Genomic DNA, 21257 nt, shown 5'->3' with positions numbered 1-21257 from the left:
TTCCTTATCTTAGTTTCTCTCATTTTTATCATGGATCAGAAACCTTTTATCATCTATAAATCTTCCGCTGGCTCAGGCAAAACCTATACCCTGACATTGGAGTATCTCAAATTGGCTTTGCGGAGCCCTCATGCTTTTAAGCAGATTCTTGCTGTGACTTTTACAAATAAGGCCACGCAAGAGATGAAGGAGAGGATTGTGGAGGAATTGAAAAGACTGCGAAATCATATAAGTCCTGATGAAAAGATGGACCAGGAATTAATGCGATCGCTGGGAGTTGATGAGTCAGGGCTCAAGGTTTTAGCTCAGCAGACGCTCACGGCAATTCTTCATGATTATGGTAGATTTTCAGTCAGTACCATTGATAGTTTCTTCCAAAAAGTGCTGCGGGCTTTTGCCAGAGAGATTGACCTGAATGCCAAATTTGATGTGGAATTGGATCAGGAAGCTGTTTTGGATCGTGTGGTGGATCGCGTGGTGATGCTAGTTATGGATGATCAATTTCTGCATAAATGGTTGGTGGATTATGCTTATGAACAAATCCAAAATGGCAAATCCTGGGATATTCGGAGAAACATTCGAGGACTTGGAAAGCAGATTTTTCAGGAGGATTTTAAAAAATACGCTCCAGAGATAAAGGAGTTTTTGAAGGATAAGGAGAACATTACGCTGCTACAGTCTTTTGTAAGGGAGCGTAAAAATGAGATTGTCAATTTATCGAAGGAGTTAGGTAAGCAAGCGGAAGCTATTCGTATTTCAAATGGTTTGGAATGGACAGATTTTGCCGGAGGCTCTAGATCTTTTGCGAAACTGTTTGAGAAATTCGGAGATAGATATCAGCCGCTACCAATTCTTTCGGATTCTCAACAAGGAAAAATTGATAATCCAGATGCTTGGTTTTCGAAGTCAAGTAAACAGATTGATGCGATTTTATCAGCCTACGATCAAGGCTTAAATCAGATTCTACATCAAATCGTAGTGCTAACTGGCAAATGGAACACCTTGCAGGCCATTGCGAAGAACAGTTATGTCTATGGGGTTTTTAGGAATCTTCTCGATGAATTGACACTCATCAAAGACGAGGAAAATATTCTACTTATTTCCGATGCAAATGAATTTCTAAAGGAAATCACCAAAGGAAATGATACGCCTTTTATCTATGAAAAAGTCGGCAATCAGTACAAAAACTACCTGATTGATGAGTTTCAGGATACCTCAGGTTTTCAATGGGATAGTTTCAAACCGCTTCTAGAAAACTCCCTTGGTCAAGGCCAAACCAATTTATTGGTAGGAGATGTAAAGCAATCGATCTATCGCTGGCGAGGTGGTGAGATGAAATTATTGCTTTCTCAGGTGGAGGATGAAATCGGAAAGGAAAGCATACAATTGGAGAATCTGGACACGAACTTCCGCAGCCTTCCCAATATCATCAATTTCAATAATGCGGTTTTTAAGGCTTTGCCGCAGGCAATGGAGCAGGTTTTGGGCTCAAGTTATGGAGTTGAAAATGCACAAATTCTTTCTCAAGCTTATGCAGATTCCATTCAAAAAATTTCTCCTAAAAAAGAAAAGTCTGCTTTTAAGGGGAAGGTTAAACTGGAATTTATCGATCCCAAGGATGAAGAAGAGGGTAAGTTCGATGAGATCGTTCTAGGAAAATTGCCTGAGCGGGTCATGGAGTTGCAGGATCATGGATATGAATTGGAGGATATCGCTTTTCTAGTTAGAACAAGATCAGAGGGAGAAGCGATTGCGGATTGCATGATGAGCTATGCTGCGGAGCATCCAGACACTGCATACCGCTTCGATGTACTTTCCGATGAGTCTATGTATCTAAATAAAGCTGCTTCGGTAAAAGCTCTTGTTTCAGGTTTTAATTACCTGCACAATCCTGCCGATAAAGTTCAGTATAAGACCATGTGGTATTATCTGGCGGTGCTAATGGATGCTCCGATAGACCATGAGTTATTTGCACTGGATAAAATGCCATCCTTTTTGGAAGACAAAGTCAAAGCATTTCAAGAAAAGGAAATTTTGATGCTTCAGTTGCCACTAATGGAGGCTTTGGAGGAATTGATCAAGGTTCTAGGATTGATGGATTTGGGATTGGAAAAGGCATATATCTCCGGATTCAAAGAGGCTGTCTATGACTTCACAGCCAATAATCGTGCAGACCTTAGTGGATTCTTGGAATGGTGGGAGGTCAACCAAACCAAACGTACTGTCAAAATTCCTGATGGTCACAATGCCTTGCGGATTTTGACAATTCACAAGTCCAAAGGTTTGCAATTTAAGGTGGTTTTAATGCCTTTTTTAAAATGGCCGATCTTCGAGACCAACAAGGGTAATGTAGTTTGGTCACCATTCGAAGATAGTGAAAAAGGACTCTCAGCGATTATACCATTAACTCTTGGAGCCGATTTGGCAAATTCTGACTTTAGTGAAATATATGCTGGGGAAGCGATAATGGCTTATTTGGATAGTTTGAATATGCTTTATGTCGCTCTCACAAGGGCTGAGGATGTTTTTTACGGCTATGTTCCTTTCAAAGAAAAAATTGGATCTCAAAATTCTATCGAAGTTCAATTACAGCAATTGATTCAATCTCATCAGGATACAGAGGAGAATTTAAGTCTCTCTTCATTTTATGACCGGGAGTCAAAAACTTTTGAATTCGGGAAATGGCCTGATAAACAGGAAAGAAACTTACACCCTAAAAAGTCTCCGGAACTTCGTTGGGCTTATAAAAATTGGTCTGAAGTACTAACTCTCAAGAAATATGCAATCGATTTTTCTGAGGAAGGAATAGAGCAGCGAAAGAAGCAGAAGTTTGGCTTGATAGTACATGAAGTCCTTGAATTATCTACTGACAAGGCATCAGCATTACAGAATTTGCAGTCATTCTATTTTGAAGGAAGATTAAACGAGGAGGAAAAACAGCTAGTTGAGCAGCAATTGGAGCATCTATTTCAAGATTCACTTTTTGCTTCCTGGTTTGGCACCAAAGGTATTTTATTGGCGGAACAGGGAATTCTTCTTCCCGGAGGAAAGCAGAAAAGACCAGATCGAATTATCCTAAGTGAAAGTGAAGCGGTGATCGTAGATTTTAAAACGGGTGAGGCTCAAAGTCGCTATGCCAATCAAGTGAGAGAATACATGGAATTGGTGTCAAAGCTATCACAGAAGCCAACCAAGGGCTATTTATGTTATTTAGAAACAGGAGTAATAGAGGAAGTCAATGCATAGTTTTTTAAGAAATACAGCTAAAGAAATCCTCGAAAGTGGAGTTGATCTGCAAAAGCTCACCGTCGTACTGCCAAATAGGCGAGCAGGATTATTTTTCACTCAACACCTTGGGAGTTTGATTAGCGAACCGACTTGGATGCCTGAGGTAAAGACTATCGAAGAGATATTCTATGATCTGGCAGGAAACAGACCTGCTGATGATTTAACCTTAATATTTGAGTTGTATCGCGTATATCAGGATCTCAATCCTGAAGCTGAGACTTTCGATCGGTTCTATTTCTGGGGAGAGATGATCCTGAAGGATTTCAATGATGTGGATCAGTTTATGGCGGATGCTGGTAAACTCTACCATCATTTGTCTGAAATCAAGGAATTAGAGTCGGATTTGAGCTTTCTGACCGAGAGTCAAATTGCTTTGATTCGGCAATTTTGGGCATCATTTGTAAATCAGGATAGGGATCATCAGGAGAAATTTTTGAAGTTCTGGCAATTGCTCAGTCCGCTTTACACTAGTTTTAAGTCTTCGCTTGCAGTATCCGGTTTGGCTTATTCCGGGATGTTGTATAGAAAAGTTGCGGAGGCTTTGGAAAGCATTCCTAGTCCTGAGAAAGTTCACCATTTTGTGGGTTTTAATGCTTTCACAGGAACTGAAGAGGCTTTGATCAAGCATTACCTTACCGCTTTTGGAGCAAAGATTTACTGGGATATTGATGCCTATTATTTAGAAGATAAGGTCCAAGAAGCAGGTTTGTTTTTTCGTGATTATCAAAAGGACAAGATCTTTGGACCCACTTTTCCGGAACATATTCCCACCCAGATTGATGATAGAAATGCAAAGATCATGACCTACGCAACACCTCTAAAGACCAACCAGGCGAATTTGGTTGGTTCAATTCTGGAGAAAATTCCAGCTGGGGAAGCCTGGGAAGAAACCGTGGTGATTTTGCCAGACGAGCAGATGCTTTTTCCTGTCCTTCACACATTGCCTGAGCAGGTCGATAAGGTGAACGTAACCATGGGTTATCCTGTGAAAAATGCACCGGTTTACTCCTTTTTGGAGGCTGTGCTGGAGATGCAGCGTTTCATCAAAGAAGAGGATGGGAAAGTATTGTTTTATCATACTGCCGTAAAAAATCTCTTAAGCTCCATCTATCTCAAAAGTGCCAATCCGGGATTTGCTGAGAACTTGATGGAAGAAATGCAGCTTTTGAACCAGATTCATGTTTCAGCAGAAAAGCTTCACAAAGGAGGTGAGTTATATCAGTTGATATTCCAAAAGTTGGAGAATGATTCTCTTTTTCCATATCTGGCTAAGCTGATGGAAGATTTGGCTGAGCGATTGAAAGATGAGCCTTTGCAGCGTTCTTATTTGTATCAATGCTTCAAGCAACTGACAAGATTACGCGAGATATTTGCAGGACAGGATATTCTTTCCATTAATAGGGAATTCTTTATTCGCCTTTTTCGTCAAGTTTTCCGGGAGGTCAAATTGCCATTCGAAGGAGAACCACTACAAGGTTTACAAATCATGGGCGTGTTGGAATCCAGAAATCTTGACTTCAAGCGAGTGATCATTTGCAATATGAATGAGGATAGCTTTCCGCCTTCTGCCGGGCTAAATTCCATGATCCCATTTAATATTCGAAAAGCCTTTGGCTTGCCAGTGCAAGAGCAGAATGACTCGATCTATGCCTATACTTTCTATAGGCTTTTGCACAGTGCTGAGGAAGTTCATATGATTTATACTACAGCTTCCGATCAGGGAAAAGCAGGAGAAAAGAGCCGTTACATGCAGCAAATGGGAGTGGAGCTTGGGAGAGAGATAGAGGAAGAGGTTGTTTTCATACCTATCGATCAGAAATCACCGGAAGCAATTACCATCCAAAAGGATTCTGAAGTCCTAGGCTTGTTGGACAAGTATCTGATCGATGAGCATGGGCAATCAAAGACTTCTTTTTCACCTTCTGCCTTAAATGTTTTCTTGGATTGTAGGCTGAAATTCTACCTTCAATATCTGGCAAATATTCAGGAAAAGCAGGAGGTAAGTGAGGAGATCGACGCTGCAGTTTTTGGAAATCTGGCTCACCTGAGCATGGAGATTTTATACCAGGATTTTGCGAAGCGAAAGAATAGAACTTTGCTGGAAAAGACAGATTTCGATGAGTTGAGTAAGAATTGGGTGTTTCCGGCAATTGAAAAAGCCATACGCCAATTCTATCATTTAGAAGATGAAGTAGATACAAAACTGAATGGGCAAATGGCAATTGCGCGCGATGTGCTGCAGAAATATTTGCATCAGATATTAAAAATTGATGAGGATTCTGCTCCATTTAAGTTGATTTCTCTGGAGAAAGAGAAAAAATATACTGCTGGCTTGACTATTCAAACTTCTGCTGGAGACCAAACCGTGTCTCTAAAAGGAATCATTGATAGGGTAGATGAGCATAATGGTTCTGTGAGGCTGATCGATTACAAATCTGGTCAGGACAATAAGACTTTCCCTGATGTGGAGTCACTTTTTGATCGTGAGCATAAGTCCCGAAATAAAGCGGCGATGCAAACAATGTTTTATGGATTGATCTATCAGGCTACAAATCCAAGCAATACCTTGCCTCTTAAACCCGCCATTTTCAATCTAAGGGAAATGTTTGGAGAGGATTTTAATCCCTATTTACAGGTAAAATTGCCAAGAAAAGATGGAGTTGAAGTAAATGATTACAGGCATTTTGAGGAGGAATATAAGACTGGATTGAAATCACTTTTGGAGGATATATACAATCCTGAAATTCCTTTTGACCAAACGGATGATTTGAAAAAGTGTGAGTATTGTCCTTACAAGGAGATTTGTGGGAGGTAAGTTAAGTCCAAGAATTAACTTCCAATTAGATTTTTTCTTTGGCCACTTTCATGTGCATTTCATTCATCAGCATCAAGGCTGCGGATCCATACCATTCTTTCAGATCCATTTTCAAGACTCCTGCTTGAATTGATGGATCTGACTCAGTAAGTGCCTTTGCTTCTTCTATGCTTTCAACAGCAAAGAAATAAAGTCCCCTCAGTTCCTCATTTCCAAAAAATGGGCCTGCCATCACAAGTTTTCCTTCTTCTGCCATACGGTTGATATTTGCCATATGCCCTTCCTGAAGCTTAGCTTTCTCTTCTGTTGAATAATCAGCTACTTTATCTCCACGATAAAGGAATGCTATTACATACTTTTTTATTCCATAAGCATCCGCTCCGACTTCCTCAGCCATTTTTGGATCATATTCGGACTGTGTCTGGGCGAATGACAATTGATTGCAGAATAGAATCAGAGAAAAGAGTAGGATTAGATTTTTCATGATTTTGGGAGTTTATTGGAGAATCAGGCCAACTGTGTCGGATTTCGTTCTCAGTTTTAGCCACTGGGATAATTTATCGGTTTCAGTTTTGGTGGGTTTACTTGAAAATTGGGCATAGGCAACCAAAAGCGTGTCAGTTTTGTCATTTTCCAGGTCGGTGACCAAAGATCTGTTTAATGTGAATTTAAGAAGTTTAGGATGATTGATTTTGGCTTCCATGGCTATTTCTTTGCCTAGAAACCTCACCGTTCCATAATTAGCCACTTCACTTTCCAGAAGTGCAATTTTTTCATCCTTGTCCTGAATTATCTTTTCATTTCGTTCATAGAGGTCCTTCAGAATATCTGAGCGGAGCAGATTCATATCCGTAATTCCGGAATTATTTTGATTGATAACTATTTCAGTGTCTGAAAGCCCAAAGTTTACCGCCTTTTCCTTGATCAAATTGATCGTCTCGTCATCCACTTGATCTCCTATCAGGCTTACTTGGATTACTTTTTCATTGGAGGAATAATTGAAATTCGAGTTGAGAACCTGGGTGCGGGGAAAAATCATTTCCTGACTCACAAAGGTTTTAGCCTGCTCTTCCCAAATCGAACGAACTACAATTCCATAAGCCAGATAAATACTGGGAACGATTGTGATGATCGTAAAGAGTGTGATGTAGGTTTGAACTCGCTTTTCCTTTTTTTGATCAAGGAATTCCTTTTTTGGGAATTTCATAAAGCGAACGATCAGATAAGTGGAAAGACTGATAAAAACCGAATTGATACAAAAGAGGTAAAATGCGCCGATGAAATAATACAGATTCATGGTGGCTAAACCATAACCTGCAGTACACAAAGGCGGCATCAAAGCAGTGGCAATTGCTACCCCAGGAATGGCATTACTTTTCTCTTTTCGGGAACCGGCAATGATTCCTGCAAGACCTCCAAATAGTGCAATCAAAACATCCCAAATCGTAGGTTCAGTTCTTGCCAAAAGTTCGGATTGTGCGTCATCCAAAGGAGTAAAATAAAAGTAAATTGTAGAGGTCAAAATCGAGATAAAAACAGCAACTCCTAGGTTCCTCAAAGATCGCTTCAATAGCTCAAAATCATTGATGCCGGCAGCCATCCCAATCCCCATGATCGGACCCATCAAAGGGGAGATTAACATGGCTCCAATTATGACTGCAGTAGAGTTCACATTGAGCCCGATGGAAGCCACAAAAATGGCGAAAATCAGGATCCATAAATTAGCTCCTTTGAACTCCACATTTTTACTGATATAATCAATCGTTGCGAGTTCATCTTCTTTTCCCTCGTGCAGATCGAATCTATCTTTCAGGTAGAGTAGGGTACGGATGAATCCACTTTTACTCCTGTGACTGCGTTTGCTTTCTTCCATTAAAAGAGTTTCTATTTAGAAGGCAAATTAAGTAAAATACTCTTTCCAGAAATTTTAAAGAAGTAAAAACATCTCCGATTAGCAGTTTATTGAGGTTTCAAAATTGGAACGGATTATGTACATCAAAAAAGTACCAATCCTATTTTTTAAAATTCTATTTAAGTTTATTTAAGATGTCTTAAATAATTGATTTAAAGATTTTTATAGATGATTTAGGGGTAGCGTAATTTGATAAGGCTAAATAAATTAGGTTAGGCTAAAAAATTATAATTTCTAATTTCTCTCTCATTCAGCCTCTGTCAATCGAAGCCAGAAAGCTGATCTCTTTATTTTGAGAAAGAATTAAATTATTAATTGATTTCAATCCAGATTTTTTGATATTTGATCCATAGGTATTTCAAAAGCTCAATTATTTTTAAACATGGATCAGGGATCAACATTAAAAATCATCTCGATTGATGATGATAAAATCCAGCACATTCTCGTAAAGAAGCGAATGTTGCAGGCTGATTCCAGTGTACAGTTGTTCCCATTTGACGAGCCTCAAAATGCCTTGGATTGGCTGCAAGAAAACACCGCTGATTTGATCTTGATGGATCTTAATTTTCCGGGACTTTCCGGTTGGGATTTGCTTCAGGAAATTGGAAAGATTTCTAAAATCCCAGTGGTGGTTTTAACTGGAAATATCAGCCCATATGAACTCGAAAAAATGAAGGATTTTCCGCAGGCAATTCGGCTTTTCGAAAAGCCTATTTCAACAGAACAAATTGCTGATATTTTAAATTATTTGAGATCATAATCCAAGTGTGAAAACTTCGATTACGGGATAGTTTTTTGATTGAATCGAGCAGGAATTTCACCCACCATAAAGTATTATTTTTTATCTCGATTGTGGCAGGTTATTTGAACTACCATCCAAGTCAACAGTCCTTCATATTTGAATATGGAATCAATTGAACTATTTGAGGCCGTACTTGATTGATTGTAGCAACTTGGATCGGTTTTAGCTTTACTAAAATTAAATCTGAATTATCACCAGAATTCACCATTTTCGAGTAATAAAGTCCCCTTTGCCTGAAAATCGGGGAAGCCTTTGGAGATTTTTACTTAATTTCAAGCGATTAAATTAACCTATGGTTGGAGAAGCAGACGACAGAAAACCTCTACTTTCTAAGAAAATAGATAAATTTTTTACGGGACTGGCAAGCGCTTGGAACTTTGTCAGAAGATTCTTTAAGGAAGTATTTGTACCACCTTATGAACTAAAAGAAGTTATTCACCAATGTTATCGCATCGGTGTGGAGTCACTTCCTTTGATTTCTTTGACGGGATTTATTGTAGGGATTGTATTTACGAATCAATCCAGACCTTCCCTTTCTGAATTTGGAGCAACGTCCTGGTTGCCTTCCCTGATTTCAATTGCAGTGGTAAGGGCTATGGGACCTTTGGTTACTGCCCTGATTGCTGCAGGTAAGATGGGTTCGAGTATTGGTGCAGAGATCGGTTCCATGAAGGTTACCGAGCAAATTGATGCGATGGAAGTGTCAGCAACCAATCCTTTCAAATTTTTGGTGGTAACCCGTGTTTTGGCTACCACCTTTATGATCCCGGTTTTGGTAATGTATACTGATTTTGTGGCCTTGATGGGTTCATTTCTCAGTGTCAATGCCAATGAAATGGTTAGTTTAACCACCTTCTTTGTTCAGGTTTTTGAATCAATCAGTTTCTTGGACATCATCTCTTCAGTTTTGAAATCGCTCCTATTTGGATTTACTATTGGAATTGTGGGATGTTATAAAGGATATAATTCATCCAAAGGAACAGAAGGAGTTGGTAGAGCTGCAAATTCAGCTGTAGTAATGGCCATGTTCTTAATATTTATTGAAGAGCTTTTGGTACTTCAGATTGTGAACGCTATTCGAATGATGTAAGCATGGAAGAGAAAGTTGTTGAAATACGCGGTTTGATGAAGTCCTTTGGAGACTTAGATGTCTTGAAAGGAGTTGATTTGGATCTATACAAAGGCGAAAATCTGGTTGTATTGGGTAAATCCGGTTCCGGTAAATCTGTTTTGATTAAGATCATGGTCGGTTTGCTCAAGCAGGATTCCGGTTCGATGAAAGTCTTGGGACAGGAAGTTTCTACTTTGAGAACTAAAGCGCTGAATGAATTGAGATTGAAAATCGGCTTTTCATTTCAGAATTCTGCTTTGTACGATAGTATGACTGTTCGTGAAAACATGGAATTCCCTTTAGTCAGAAATGTAAAAAACCTTACTAGAGGAGAAATTACCCGAAAAATCGAAGAGTTATTAGATAGTGTGGGATTACCACAATCCATAAATCAGATGCCTTCTGAGCTTTCTGGAGGACAGAAAAAGCGGATCGGTGTCGCCAGAACTTTGATCTTGAATCCAGAGATCATGCTTTATGATGAACCAACTGCTGGTTTGGATCCGATTACCTGTATGGATATCAATAATCTGATTGTGCAGGTTCGGGAGCAGTATAATACTTCTTCCATTGTGATTACACATGACTTGACCTGTGCCAAAGCAACAGGAGATAGAATGGCCGTATTATTGGATGGTCAGTTTAAAGCAATTGGAAGTTTTGAAGAAGTTTTTGCTCATGCAGAAGATGAGCGTGTCAAATCATTTTACGATTATAATTTCGTTGATTCATGAAATCAGAAAATAAACGCAACGTATTAGTAGGCATTTTTGTCTTTTTAGGCATTGCCATCTTGGTAGCAGGTATTTTAACCCTAGGCGGCCAGCAAAAGAAGTTTGTGAAAGCCATTCATTTGAAAGCAGTATTCGATGATATCGGAGGTTTGCAATCTGGAAACAACGTTTGGTTTTCAGGGGTGAAAATCGGTACAGTTCGCAAAATCAACTTCTATGGAGATTCTCAGGTGGAGATCGAAATGAACGTTGAGGAAGAGGTGGTGGAATTTATCCGGAAGGATTCCAAAGCTACCATCAGTTCAGATGGATTGATCGGTAATAAGATCATCGTCATCTATGGTGGAACTACCATGGCACCTCCGGTTGAGGATGGAGATAGACTTGAGTCTGTGATGCCTCTAGATACCGACAAAATGATGGAAACTCTACAGGTGAACAATGAAAACCTTGTTGAAATCACAAATGACCTGAAAAAATTGACCAGCAAATTAGCGGCTGGTGAAGGAATCGTAGGAGCAGTTTTGACTGATTCTACCCTTGCTGAGACTTTCAGATCTATCGTTCAAAACCTGGATCGTGCTTCGGTAAACAGTAATAGAATGATTGCTGAACTGAATACCTTCACAGGAAAGCTGAACCAAAAAGGAAACCTATTCAATGACTTAGTCACTGATACTACCATGGCTTCAGATTTGAAAGAAACCATGGCTAGCTTTAAAGTGGCAGCAGCAAATTCTGAACAAATGACTGAGGAATTGAAGGTGGTGACAGATAAACTGAACTCCAATGACAATTCTATCGGGGTATTATTGAACGATGAGGAGTTTGCCAAGAACCTGAAGCAGACTATGATCAATGCTGATTCAGCTACTTTGAATCTAAATCGAGGATTGGAAGCTCTGGAATATACTTGGCCATTCAGAAAAGGATTCAAGCGAAAAGCAAAAGCCGAAGAAGAGGCTAATAACAACTAATATAAAAAGGTCCATTTTTTTGGACCTTTTTTTATTGGTTTTCTTCTTTCCCATTTTCGATTTTTTCTTCTGCCTCTTTTTTATCCTCGCTATCAACTTCTAATTGTTCTGTAGTGTCGTGTTCTGTCAATACCGCTTTCATACTTATTGGAAAGTGATCAGAACCGATTCCTGGCATTACTTTGATATCTCCCAGACCAAAGTGCTTGCTCAGGAAGATATGATCCAATGGCCATCGCATCAAAGGAACTTTTGCATGAAACGTACTGAAAAGTCCTCTTCCTCTTCTCGGATCAGCCATTTCTGAGATTTTTAGGAAAAGCTCTGTCGTATAGCTCCAGGCGACATCATTCAAATCTCCAATGACCAAGGAAGGATTTGGGTTATTTTTTACTTTTTTACCCACGATCAAAATTTCCGCATCACGCTCGGTGCTCTTTGGATTTTCATTGGGAACAGGAGGCGTGGGATGGATAGCATAAATGGTAATGACTTTTCCATTTCTAAGTTTCAACTCTAATTCAATCGAAGGAATTTCCTCATCAATCAAATAATCTATCTCATAGCGCACGATTTCCAATTTCGTGTATAGTGTCATTCCATAAGTATTGTCTTTGGGAATAAGAATGGTATTTGGATATTCCTCTTTGATGGCAGAGATTCCGTCAACCCATTTTTGATCTGTCTCGACCAAGAATATAAGGTCTGGATTTGTCTCTTTTACCAAAGAAACCGCATCCTTATAGGATTCATTGAATTGCAAAACATTTCCAACCAAAACATGAATACCACTTTCCTCTTCGTAAGGAACAGATTCAATCATCTTAGCTCCGAGTGGGCTAAATGTTTTTACTTTTAGGAAAAGGTAACCGATAGCAATTCCAAGGCAGGAAATCCAGATCCATTTTTCGGTCGTTGTTTTTTGGGAATTGATGAAAATCCATCCAGATACACAAAGAACCAAAATGATCATTTTTTGGAGTTGAGGGTAATCAAAAATCCGGATCCACCAATGATCCCATCTGATAAAAGGAATAAGCGTTGCGATCAAAAAAAAGGCACTGAAAAACCTTAAAATATAAATGGGCATGCACTTTGGATTTTATTAATGGTAATATATCCAAGAAACCTTTAAAAACGGGCCAATTCTACTCCAATTCTAAAATTGAATCGAGATTTAGGAATTCTATTTCAGGTAAATTGGTTACTTATTGGTACGCTTCTCATTAACATCAAAACCATTTTTATTATGAATCAAGACCCATTCAATATCAAATCCATCCTAAAGACTGAATCTGGAACCTATGATTATTGGAGTTTGGAAAAGCTTGAAAAAGCGGGACATTCTATCAAAAAACTTCCATTTTCAATCCGGATTTTGCTCGAAAATGCCCTTCGGAATTTTGATGATTTTTCCATCACTAAAGACCATTTGAATACACTTCTTAATTGGAAACCTGAACCCTCTGACTTGGATATTCCATTCAAACCAGCAAGGGTTTTGATGCAGGATTTTACCGGAGTTCCGGCCGTAGTGGATATTGCTTCGCTAAGATCTGAAGCTAAAAGAAAAGGTAAAAACCCGGGGTTGATTAATCCTTTGATTCCTGTAGATCTTGTTATTGACCACTCTGTTCAGGTGGATTATTTTGGAACCAATTACAGCTATCAAAGAAATGTAGAAGTAGAATATGAGCGGAATGCAGAACGGTATCAATTCTTAAAATGGGCACAAAAATCCTTTGATAATTTCTCTGTGGTACCGCCTGGAATGGGTATTTGTCACCAAGTAAATCTTGAATACCTTGCTCAGGGCGTGATTTTGAGAGATGGAAAAGTCTTTCCGGATACTTTGGTAGGGACAGATTCCCATACGCCAATGGTCAACGGTATTGGTGTAGTTGGATGGGGAGTCGGAGGTATTGAAGCGGAGGCAGCACTTCTCGGGCAGCCGATATTTTTCATTATGCCTGAGGTGGTTGGTTTAAAATTAACTGGAAAATTACCAGCTGGAACTACTGCTACTGATATGGTTTTGACCATTACAGAGCTGCTTCGTAAGCATGGAGTGGTAGGGAAATTTGTGGAAGTATTTGGGCCAGGATTGGATCATCTGACTGTGCCGGATAGAGCTACCATTTCAAACATGTCTCCTGAATTTGGATGTACGATTTCTTATTTCCCTATCGATTCTAGAACCTTGGATTACATGGCTAAAACCAATCGAAGCAAAGAGCAGATTCAATTGGTAGAGGATTATTGCAAGGCCAATTTGCTTTGGAGAAAAGAAGAGGATTTGATTGAATATTCTTCGGTAGTAGAGCTGGATTTAGGTTCTGTAGAAGCGACAGTTTCCGGTCCAAAAAGACCTCAGGATAAAATCTTGGTAAGGAATTTCAAACCCAAATTCAAAGAACTTATAGAGTCTATTCACGGTAGAGAATACATTCCAATTGACAAAAGAGATTTAGGGAGAATGCTGGCAGAAGGTGGAAGTCAGGCCTCAAAAGATGTAAAAGATTCCCCACAGGATGTATCGATCAAAACTGAAGTGAAAAACGGATTGAAATCTGTTACGATTGATTTGAATTATGAGAAATTCACAATTTATGATGGATCAATTGTTATCGCTGCGATCACTTCTTGTACGAATACCTCGAACCCAGCTGTTATGCTTGGGGCTGGATTGGTTGCAAAAAAAGCCATTGAAAAAGGACTAGATGTCAAACCATGGGTTAAAACTTCCTTGGCACCGGGATCTAAAGTGGTAACCGATTATTTGGAAAAAGCAGGCTTATTGGAAGAACTGGAAGCTTTGAAATTCCATACAGTTGGATATGGATGTACTTCCTGTATCGGAAACTCTGGTCCTTTGCCTAACCATATTGCAAAAGCTGTGGAGGATAATGACCTAGTCGTTGCATCTGTGCTCTCTGGAAACAGGAATTTTGAAGCAAGAGTCCATCCACAAGTAAAGATGAACTACCTGATGTCGCCAATGCTGGTCGTTGTTTATGCTTTGGCTGGCCGGGTAGATGTTGATTTATACAATGAGCCGATAGGATATGATCCAAACCAGGAACCTGTATTCTTAAAGGATATTTGGCCAACTACAGCTGAAATCGATGAAATATCAAGAAGGGTTTTGAGCCCAGATGATTACGCCAAAAATTACGGGGAGATTTTCGAAGGAAATGAAATCTGGAGAAACCTTGAATCAGGAGAAGGTGAAATTTATCCTTGGGATGAAAATAGTACTTATATCAAAGAGGCTCCATTCTTTAAGGGTATTTCTATGGATGTGGAGAAGGCTCAGGATATCAAAGATGCCAACGTATTATTGAAATTGGGAGACTCTATCACTACTGACCATATTTCCCCTGCAGGTTCTTTCAAGGCTGATTCTCCAGCTGGAAAATACCTTGTCGGAAGGGGAGTTCAGAGACCTGATTTTAACTCCTATGGTTCCAGACGAGGAAATGATGAGGTGATGGTTCGGGGTACATTTGCCAATGTTAGGATCAAAAACCAATTATCAACTCAGGAAGGTGGCTATACCACTTACATTCCAGAGGAAAAAGAAATGTCTGTTTTTGAAGCAGCTGAAAAATACCAAACCTCTAATACTCCTTTGATCGTTTTGGCAGGAAAGGAATATGGGTCTGGATCCTCTAGGGATTGGGCAGCAAAAGGCACGAATTTGCTGGGAATTAAAGCAGTTGTAGCAGAGAGCTATGAGCGGATCCACAGAAGTAATCTAGTGGGAATGGGTGTACTTCCACTTCAGTTTCAAAAAGGAGAAAGTGCAGAAAGCTTAGGTCTCTCTGGCTTCGAATCTTTTAGCATAACTGGAATTTCTGAGGGGTTGAAACCAAGTCAGACTTTTGATGTAAAAGCCGTCGATAAAGAGGGTAAAGAAATTGCGTTCAAGGTAAAATCAAGATTGGACTCCGAAGTGGAGATTGCTTATTACCAACATGGAGGTATTTTGAATTATGTCTTGAGAGATTTCTTGAAGGATTAAGTTTCTAATTTCTAAAAAGCACAAAACCCGCCAGAGATGGCGGGTTTTGGTGTTTTAACTCAATTTGAATCGAACTGGTATTGTGAGCCATGCTTTTATGGGATTGCCTTTTAAATCCCGAGCTGGTAAAAATTGCCCTTTGTAAGATTCGGAAACGCGAATGACTTCTTTGATCAAGGATTTTTCTAAACCCACTGGATTTACAATTTCTATTTTTTCAAGTTTTCCCTGTTCGGTTACATGCATCGCCACTATTACTGTTCCCTCAGCCCGCTTTGATCTGGCTTCTGGAGGATACCTCAGATTCTTCATCAGGTGTTTTTGCCAAAGTAACTTGTCTGTGAAAGGATGAGGCTCAAATTCATTGAATTCTGTAGTTACAACATCACTGCTTCCTGGCTTTGTGATTTCAAAGGTTCTGTCAACCGTATATAACGCCTCTCCGATATACTTGCCGTTTTCATAGTATTTGGCCAGAAAAAGACCATTGTCGGCATTCTTGGTTTTTTGTGAAATCAATTCTCCGGATAGATTATAATTTTCGATTTCTTCTTGGTTAAATCGTCCTTCGGCATTGTAAGATGATCGGGTAATCCTTACCAATTGATCTGAAGTTGTAAAAACTCGCTCTATAGCATTTCCATTTTTATCCTCACTGGTGATGGATTTGTAAAAGTAGGAGGCGGAATCAGATTCTTCTATCGGATAAAAGTACTTATTGAGGTAAGCAATTTCTTTTTGTTGCCCGAATAGATTGTTTGAGAATAAACCAAGAATAAAAAATAGAAGAAGAGGTATTTGCCTTTTTAAATGCATGCTTTTGTAATACTATACTGAATCTGAAACTAAAATATATTATTCAGTTTTAAAAATCTCATTAGCGATAGAAATAGAAGCCTACCGGTAAATAGAGCCATGCTTCTACCGTTTCTCCATTATAATTAATGGCAGGAGTGTAATTTCCTCTGAAGAGTTCACCTACCCGAAGCGCTTCATTTGTCAAAAGCTCCGGTAGGTCATCGGGGTTTGCTACTTCCGTTTTGACTCGCTGACCATTTTTGTCAATTAGAAATGCAAGGATGACTGTCCCTTCATGTCCTTGCTTTTGGGCTTCAGATAAAAACCTCAACTCATTCAAGAGAAACTTTCTCCAGGCTTTATCATCTGGAAATAAATTAGGTTGGAAATCATTCCTTTTTGATTTGTATCGATTATTACCTGACATTCTCCAGATTTCATAATCATTATTACCCCTGTAAACGACATGCCCCACCTGAACTCCATTTTCATAATAAAAAGTCAAAACCCTGGTGTTTTCTTTATTTTCTTCTTTTCTCATCACCAAGTCTCCATTTTGATCAAAGACTTCAGTCACTTCTTCCAAATAGCCCTTTTGCGGATTGATAGCTGTTTGAATTGTTTTAACAACCCTGTTTTGTAGATCCGTAATCTGGATGAAAGTAGAACCGTCCTGATTGTAATTTTTCAATTGATTGTAGACAGTTCTGGTCTGATCGTCTCCCAAAACCTGATAAAAATGCTCATTTAGAGGAGTGATTTCAAAATCCTGAGCCAAGGCATTAAAAGAATTCACTTTGGCAAAAAAGATCAGAACAATGAAAGTGACTAGAATTTTTTTCATCCTATGCTATGGGTGACTTCGATTAAAATATAGAAAATTAAATCTGAGGGATCAATTTCTCAGCTCTTCTTAGAGATTGGAATTTTAGCAGATGGTTGAAATTATTTCAAATTCAACCTCATATGATACACTATGGTTTAAATAGGAAATCTACGGTTTAAACAGATTCCCTTCCTTTGGTTAAAATCCCTTTTATCCCTCGATATAAGTCTTAATTTTGCTGCTCTTACCTATCAATAACCAACAGATGAATTCGATAAATCCAACCAGCACTCCCGCTTGGACCCGTTTAAAACAACTTGCAGAAGAGCATAAAGACCTAACGATACTTTCTTTGTTTGATCAGCGTGAGCGCTTTGATCGTTATAGCCTTTCTTTGGAGGAAATTCTTGTAGACTATTCCAAAAACAGGGTGAATGATGATGTTTTAAAAGCACTTTGTGATTTAGCAAGAGAGACTGAACTGCATGTCGCGATAGAGGATATGTTTACTGGTCAACCGATCAATAAAACCGAAGGGAGAGCAGTGCTTCACACGGCCCTTCGTAATAAATCGGATCATGCGGTCTATGTAGATGGAGAAAATGTGATGCCGGAGATTCAGAAAGTTCTGGATCAAATGAAGACTTTCGCAGATAAAATCCAAAATGGACAATGGCTTGGTTATACAGGAAAGCCAATCAAATCTTTAATAAATATTGGAATTGGAGGATCAGATCTCGGCCCAGTAATGGTGACCGAAGCATTGAAACCTTACCAAAATCCAGATATTGAAATTTATTTTGTTTCGAATGTGGATGGAACCCACATGGCTGAGACATTAAAGAAAGTGGATCCAGAAACCACGCTTTTCTTCATCGCATCCAAAACTTTCACGACGCAAGAAACTATGACCAATGCCCATACCGCTAGGGATTGGTTTTTGGGATATGCTAAAGATGAAAAGGCAGTTGCCAAGCATTTCGTTGCACTTTCTACCAATGCAAAAGCAGTGGAGGCATTTGGAATCGATACCCAAAACATGTTTGCATTCTGGGATTGGGTAGGAGGTAGATACTCGCTTTGGTCAGCCATCGGTTTACCTATCGCTTGCGCCATTGGTTTCGAAAATTTTGAACAATTGCTGCATGGTGCCCATTCCATGGATAATCATTTCAGGCATTCTGCATTTGATAGGAATATTCCAGTGATTTTGGCTTTGATCGGGATCTGGAATACCAATTTCCTAGGAGCTGCTTCAGAGGCTATTTTACCTTATGATCAATACATGCATCGATTTGCTGCCTATTTTCAACAAGGAAATATGGAAAGTAACGGCAAGTATGTCAGAAGAGATGGGGAAAAAGTTAACTACACCACTGGGCCAATTATCTGGGGTGAGCCAGGAACTAATGGACAACATGCTTTTTATCAGTTGATCCATCAAGGTACACACTTGATTCCATGTGATTTTATTGCGCCAGCTGTTTCTCATAATCCGATTGGAGATCATCATCCTAAGTTACTTTCCAATTTCTTTGCCCAAACAGAAGCCTTGATGAAAGGGAAATCGTTGGAGGATGTGAAAGCAGAAATGGCCAAAGCTGGAAAATCAGAAGAGGAAATCGAGAAAATTGCGCCACATCGGGTTTTTGAAGGAAATAGACCTACGAATTCTATTTTGGTCAAGAAAATCACTCCTTACACCTTAGGACAATTGATCGCGATGTATGAACATAAAATCTTTGTTCAGGGCGTCATCTGGGATATTTTCAGTTTTGATCAGTGGGGAGTAGAGCTTGGAAAAGTTTTGGCAAATGGTATTCTACCTGAGCTAAAAGGCGATGAAGAAGTTTCTTCGCATGATGGATCCACCAACGGATTGATCAATGCTTACAAGAAAATGAGGTAGTTCTAAAGTCAATAAAAAAAGTCACTTTCAAATTACTGAAAGTGACTTTTTTGTTTGTGATTGATTTATTTCAAAATTTTCAATCCCACAGCTTCTATTCCGGGTAATTGATCCTGTCGCATGTATTGAATCAAAGTGACCGACTTGGTTTGAGGATTGAGTCTGAATGGCAAAGAATCATAGAAAGTATAAGTGCTTCCAAATCCATCTCCTAAAGGCTCACCTGTCTTCGAGTCAAAGAGCGGCACGTTGATCAATCGGTTATCAATCAAGTTTCCGATAGAGTCCTTACTCAAAACCCTGACATAGCAATTGGAAAAGGTGTACTTTTCATTGAAGCGAAAAGCGATCATACCTGGATTACTAATGCCTTCTACATCCTTCAATTCAAAATGTAGGCTGTCTTCCATTCCCCAGTTTTGAGTGGGAATGGCTTGAAATTCCTCAAACACCCGGTCTTCTGTACAAGAGGAAAACAGACCACAGCAAACCAAAAGCAGCAGTGCAATCACTCTATTCATTGGAAGGATTATTTGGATTAGGTCCTTGATTTTTTCTTGGCGGAAACTTCCTTTTTCCAGCTGGTTTTCCTTCAGGCTTTGGTTTTGGCGAACCAGCTTCAGCTTGAGGTTTCACTTTAGGTTCTCCCTGAGGCTTAGGTTTTCTTTCCTGATTTGGTTTTGGACCATTATTGCCTCCCTGTCTTTTAGGTGGATTAGTACCTTGTACAGGCGGGGTAGAGCCTTGCGGATTTTTAGGCTTGTTTCGATTCCTGTTTTTCCTTTTTCTATTTTCTCCCGGCTGATTTGGTCCTTGCTGATTTCCTTTTGGCTGTTGGTTTTGAGGCGCAGGAGCATCAGGACTGATTTTCTGATTTCTCGTTTCAGCACTTAAATTAGCCTGAGGATTTTCACCTTTGTTCCTATTCTTATTTCTTGACTTCCTTTTCTTTTTAGTAGGTGTAGAAGCAAATTTTTTGTCCAAAAGCTCCAGTTCGCGGGTAGATTTAGCAGCTAGATCTTCGATATCAGAAGCTTTGTCTACCTGCAAATTAAAGACCTTGATTCCTTTTGCATTCAACTCTAAAATCTCAGATACTCTTTCGCATGTGATGCTTTGCCAATCATTATCATTGTTATAGCTGAACCACATCATCTTTCTGAAGATGTCGGTTTTCTGCAATTTCGCAGGTCCCGTTTCAGTCATCAAAGGACGATCCACTTGTGGGATGTCTTTGATGGCATCCATGTAGGTGTCCAATTCATAATTGAGACAACATTTTAATCTGCCGCACTGACCGCTAAGTTTACCTGGATTTAAAGAAAGGTTTTGATATCTCGCTGCAGAGGTGCTGACATTTTTAAAATCAACCAGCCAGGTAGAGCAGCAAAGTTCTCTACCGCACACTCCTAGTCCACCTATTCTCCCAGCTTCCTGACGAAGACTGATTTGGCGCATTTCAACGCGAATTCTGAACTCAGAAGCAAGCACTTTGATCAGCTCACGGAAATCTACACGTTCATCAGCTGAATAATAAAAGGTTGCTTTGGAGTTATCTGATTGGTATTCGATGTCAGACATTTTCATCTTGAGTCCCAGTTCATCCACAATCTGCTTGCAGCGATATAATGTTGGGATTTCACGATTTTTGGCTTCCTGCCATTTCTCCAGGTCTTTTTCAGTAGCGATTCTGTAGATCCTCAGGATCTCGTCATCATTTTTGATTTTTCGTTTCTGCATTTGCAGGCGAACGAGTTCACCTTGCAGAGAAACATAACCGATATGATGTCCATTAGGCACGTCTACAACCACTGGGTCACCGGTAGTTAATGGTAGGTAATCTACATTTCTATAGTATTCTTTTCTCCCACCTTTAAACTTTACTTCTACGATATCAAAGGTATCCACCTCAGGAATTCCCATGTGACTAAGCCAATCAAAGGAATTCATTTTATTGCAATCGCTCGTTCCGCAGCTGCCATTATTTTGGCAACCACCGCCTCCAGAAGAGGTAGAGCAAGTTGTACATCCACTCATAAGTATATAGTTACAGGACTCGAG

General features: G+C 39.5%; 15 protein-coding genes. 8 read left to right on the top strand and 7 right to left on the bottom strand.

Features of this window, described 5'->3' with window-relative positions:
* Positions 1–30 precede the first annotated feature (30 nt).
* Positions 31–3246, top strand: a complete 3216-nt coding sequence (locus J0A69_RS18375; protein WP_206588086.1) for a UvrD-helicase domain-containing protein — start codon at positions 31–33, stop codon at positions 3244–3246.
* On the top strand, positions 3239–6103 hold the full coding sequence (locus J0A69_RS18370) for a PD-(D/E)XK nuclease family protein (protein WP_206588085.1): 2865 nt from the start codon (positions 3239–3241) through the stop codon (positions 6101–6103). Before J0A69_RS18375 ends, J0A69_RS18370 begins: the two co-directional genes overlap by 8 nt.
* A 25-nt stretch (positions 6104–6128) precedes the next feature.
* Here J0A69_RS18370 and J0A69_RS18365 read toward each other — a convergent pair whose 3' ends face one another.
* Both J0A69_RS18365 and J0A69_RS18360 read right to left on the bottom strand, forming a co-directional pair.
* Positions 6129–6587, bottom strand: a complete 459-nt coding sequence (locus J0A69_RS18365; RefSeq protein WP_206588084.1) for a YciI family protein — start codon at positions 6585–6587, stop codon at positions 6129–6131.
* A 12-nt stretch (positions 6588–6599) separates the two neighbouring features.
* Positions 6600–7976 (bottom strand): TIGR00341 family protein, encoded by a 1377-nt coding sequence (locus J0A69_RS18360; protein WP_206588083.1) that lies wholly within the window; start codon positions 7974–7976, stop codon positions 6600–6602.
* A gap of 421 nt (positions 7977–8397) precedes the next feature.
* On the opposite strand from J0A69_RS18360, the gene J0A69_RS18355 reads away from it, so the two are divergent.
* The 4 genes from J0A69_RS18355 to J0A69_RS18340 all read left to right on the top strand — a co-directional run bounded on the left by J0A69_RS18355 (position 8398) and on the right by J0A69_RS18340 (position 11639).
* Entirely contained in the window at positions 8398–8775 is a 378-nt protein-coding gene (locus J0A69_RS18355; protein WP_206588082.1) for a response regulator, read from the top strand.
* Positions 8776–9109: 334 nt separating this feature from the next.
* Complete coding sequence (locus J0A69_RS18350; RefSeq protein ID WP_206588081.1) at positions 9110–9907, top strand: MlaE family ABC transporter permease; 798 nt, start codon at positions 9110–9112, stop codon at positions 9905–9907.
* A gap of 2 nt (positions 9908–9909) precedes the next feature.
* Positions 9910–10662 (top strand): ABC transporter ATP-binding protein, encoded by a 753-nt coding sequence (locus tag J0A69_RS18345; RefSeq protein WP_206588080.1) that lies wholly within the window; start codon positions 9910–9912, stop codon positions 10660–10662.
* Positions 10659–11639 carry an MlaD family protein gene (locus tag J0A69_RS18340; RefSeq protein WP_206588079.1) on the top strand — a complete coding sequence of 327 codons (981 nt, stop codon included), beginning with the start codon at positions 10659–10661 and terminating at the stop codon, positions 11637–11639. The genes J0A69_RS18345 and J0A69_RS18340 overlap by 4 nt, the downstream gene beginning before the upstream one ends.
* 31 nt (positions 11640–11670) lie before the next feature.
* Here the strand turns inward: J0A69_RS18340 and J0A69_RS18335 are convergent, their stop codons facing one another.
* A complete protein-coding gene (locus tag J0A69_RS18335) occupies positions 11671–12729 on the bottom strand; it encodes an endonuclease/exonuclease/phosphatase family protein (protein WP_206588078.1) in 1059 nt (352 codons plus the stop codon).
* A 159-nt stretch (positions 12730–12888) separates the two neighbouring features.
* On the opposite strand from J0A69_RS18335, the gene acnA reads away from it, so the two are divergent.
* On the top strand, positions 12889–15663 hold the full coding sequence (gene acnA / locus J0A69_RS18330; protein ID WP_206588077.1) for an aconitate hydratase AcnA: 2775 nt from the start codon (positions 12889–12891) through the stop codon (positions 15661–15663).
* Between the two features lie 54 nt (positions 15664–15717).
* On the opposite strand, the gene J0A69_RS18325 is transcribed toward acnA, so the two are convergent.
* Entirely contained in the window at positions 15718–16479 is a 762-nt protein-coding gene (locus J0A69_RS18325) for an energy transducer TonB (protein ID WP_206588076.1), read from the bottom strand.
* 61 nt (positions 16480–16540) lie between these two features.
* Positions 16541–17305, bottom strand: a complete 765-nt coding sequence (locus tag J0A69_RS18320) for an energy transducer TonB (protein ID WP_206588075.1) — start codon at positions 17303–17305, stop codon at positions 16541–16543.
* A gap of 247 nt (positions 17306–17552) precedes the next feature.
* Between J0A69_RS18320 and pgi the strand changes: the two genes are divergently transcribed.
* Entirely contained in the window at positions 17553–19196 is a 1644-nt protein-coding gene (pgi, locus tag J0A69_RS18315) for a glucose-6-phosphate isomerase (RefSeq protein ID WP_206588074.1), read from the top strand.
* Between the two features lie 65 nt (positions 19197–19261).
* On the opposite strand, the gene J0A69_RS18310 is transcribed toward pgi, so the two are convergent.
* Together J0A69_RS18310 and ricT are read right to left on the bottom strand one after the other, a co-directional pair.
* Positions 19262–19717, bottom strand: coding sequence for a gliding motility lipoprotein GldH (locus J0A69_RS18310; protein WP_206588073.1), 456 nt, complete (start codon positions 19715–19717; stop codon positions 19262–19264).
* The gene (ricT, locus tag J0A69_RS18305; RefSeq protein WP_236033004.1) at positions 19710–21146 is read right to left on the bottom strand and encodes a regulatory iron-sulfur-containing complex subunit RicT; all 1437 of its coding nucleotides are present in this window, start codon (positions 21144–21146) and stop codon (positions 19710–19712) included. Before ricT ends, J0A69_RS18310 begins: the two co-directional genes overlap by 8 nt.
* Positions 21147–21257: the final 111 nt, after the last annotated feature.

The organism is Algoriphagus pacificus, assembly GCF_017254845.1.
Lineage (GTDB): Bacteria > Bacteroidota > Bacteroidia > Cytophagales > Cyclobacteriaceae > Algoriphagus > Algoriphagus pacificus.
Note: the sequence above shows the minus strand (reverse complement) of the source record. Positions and strands in the feature narration are given on the sequence as shown.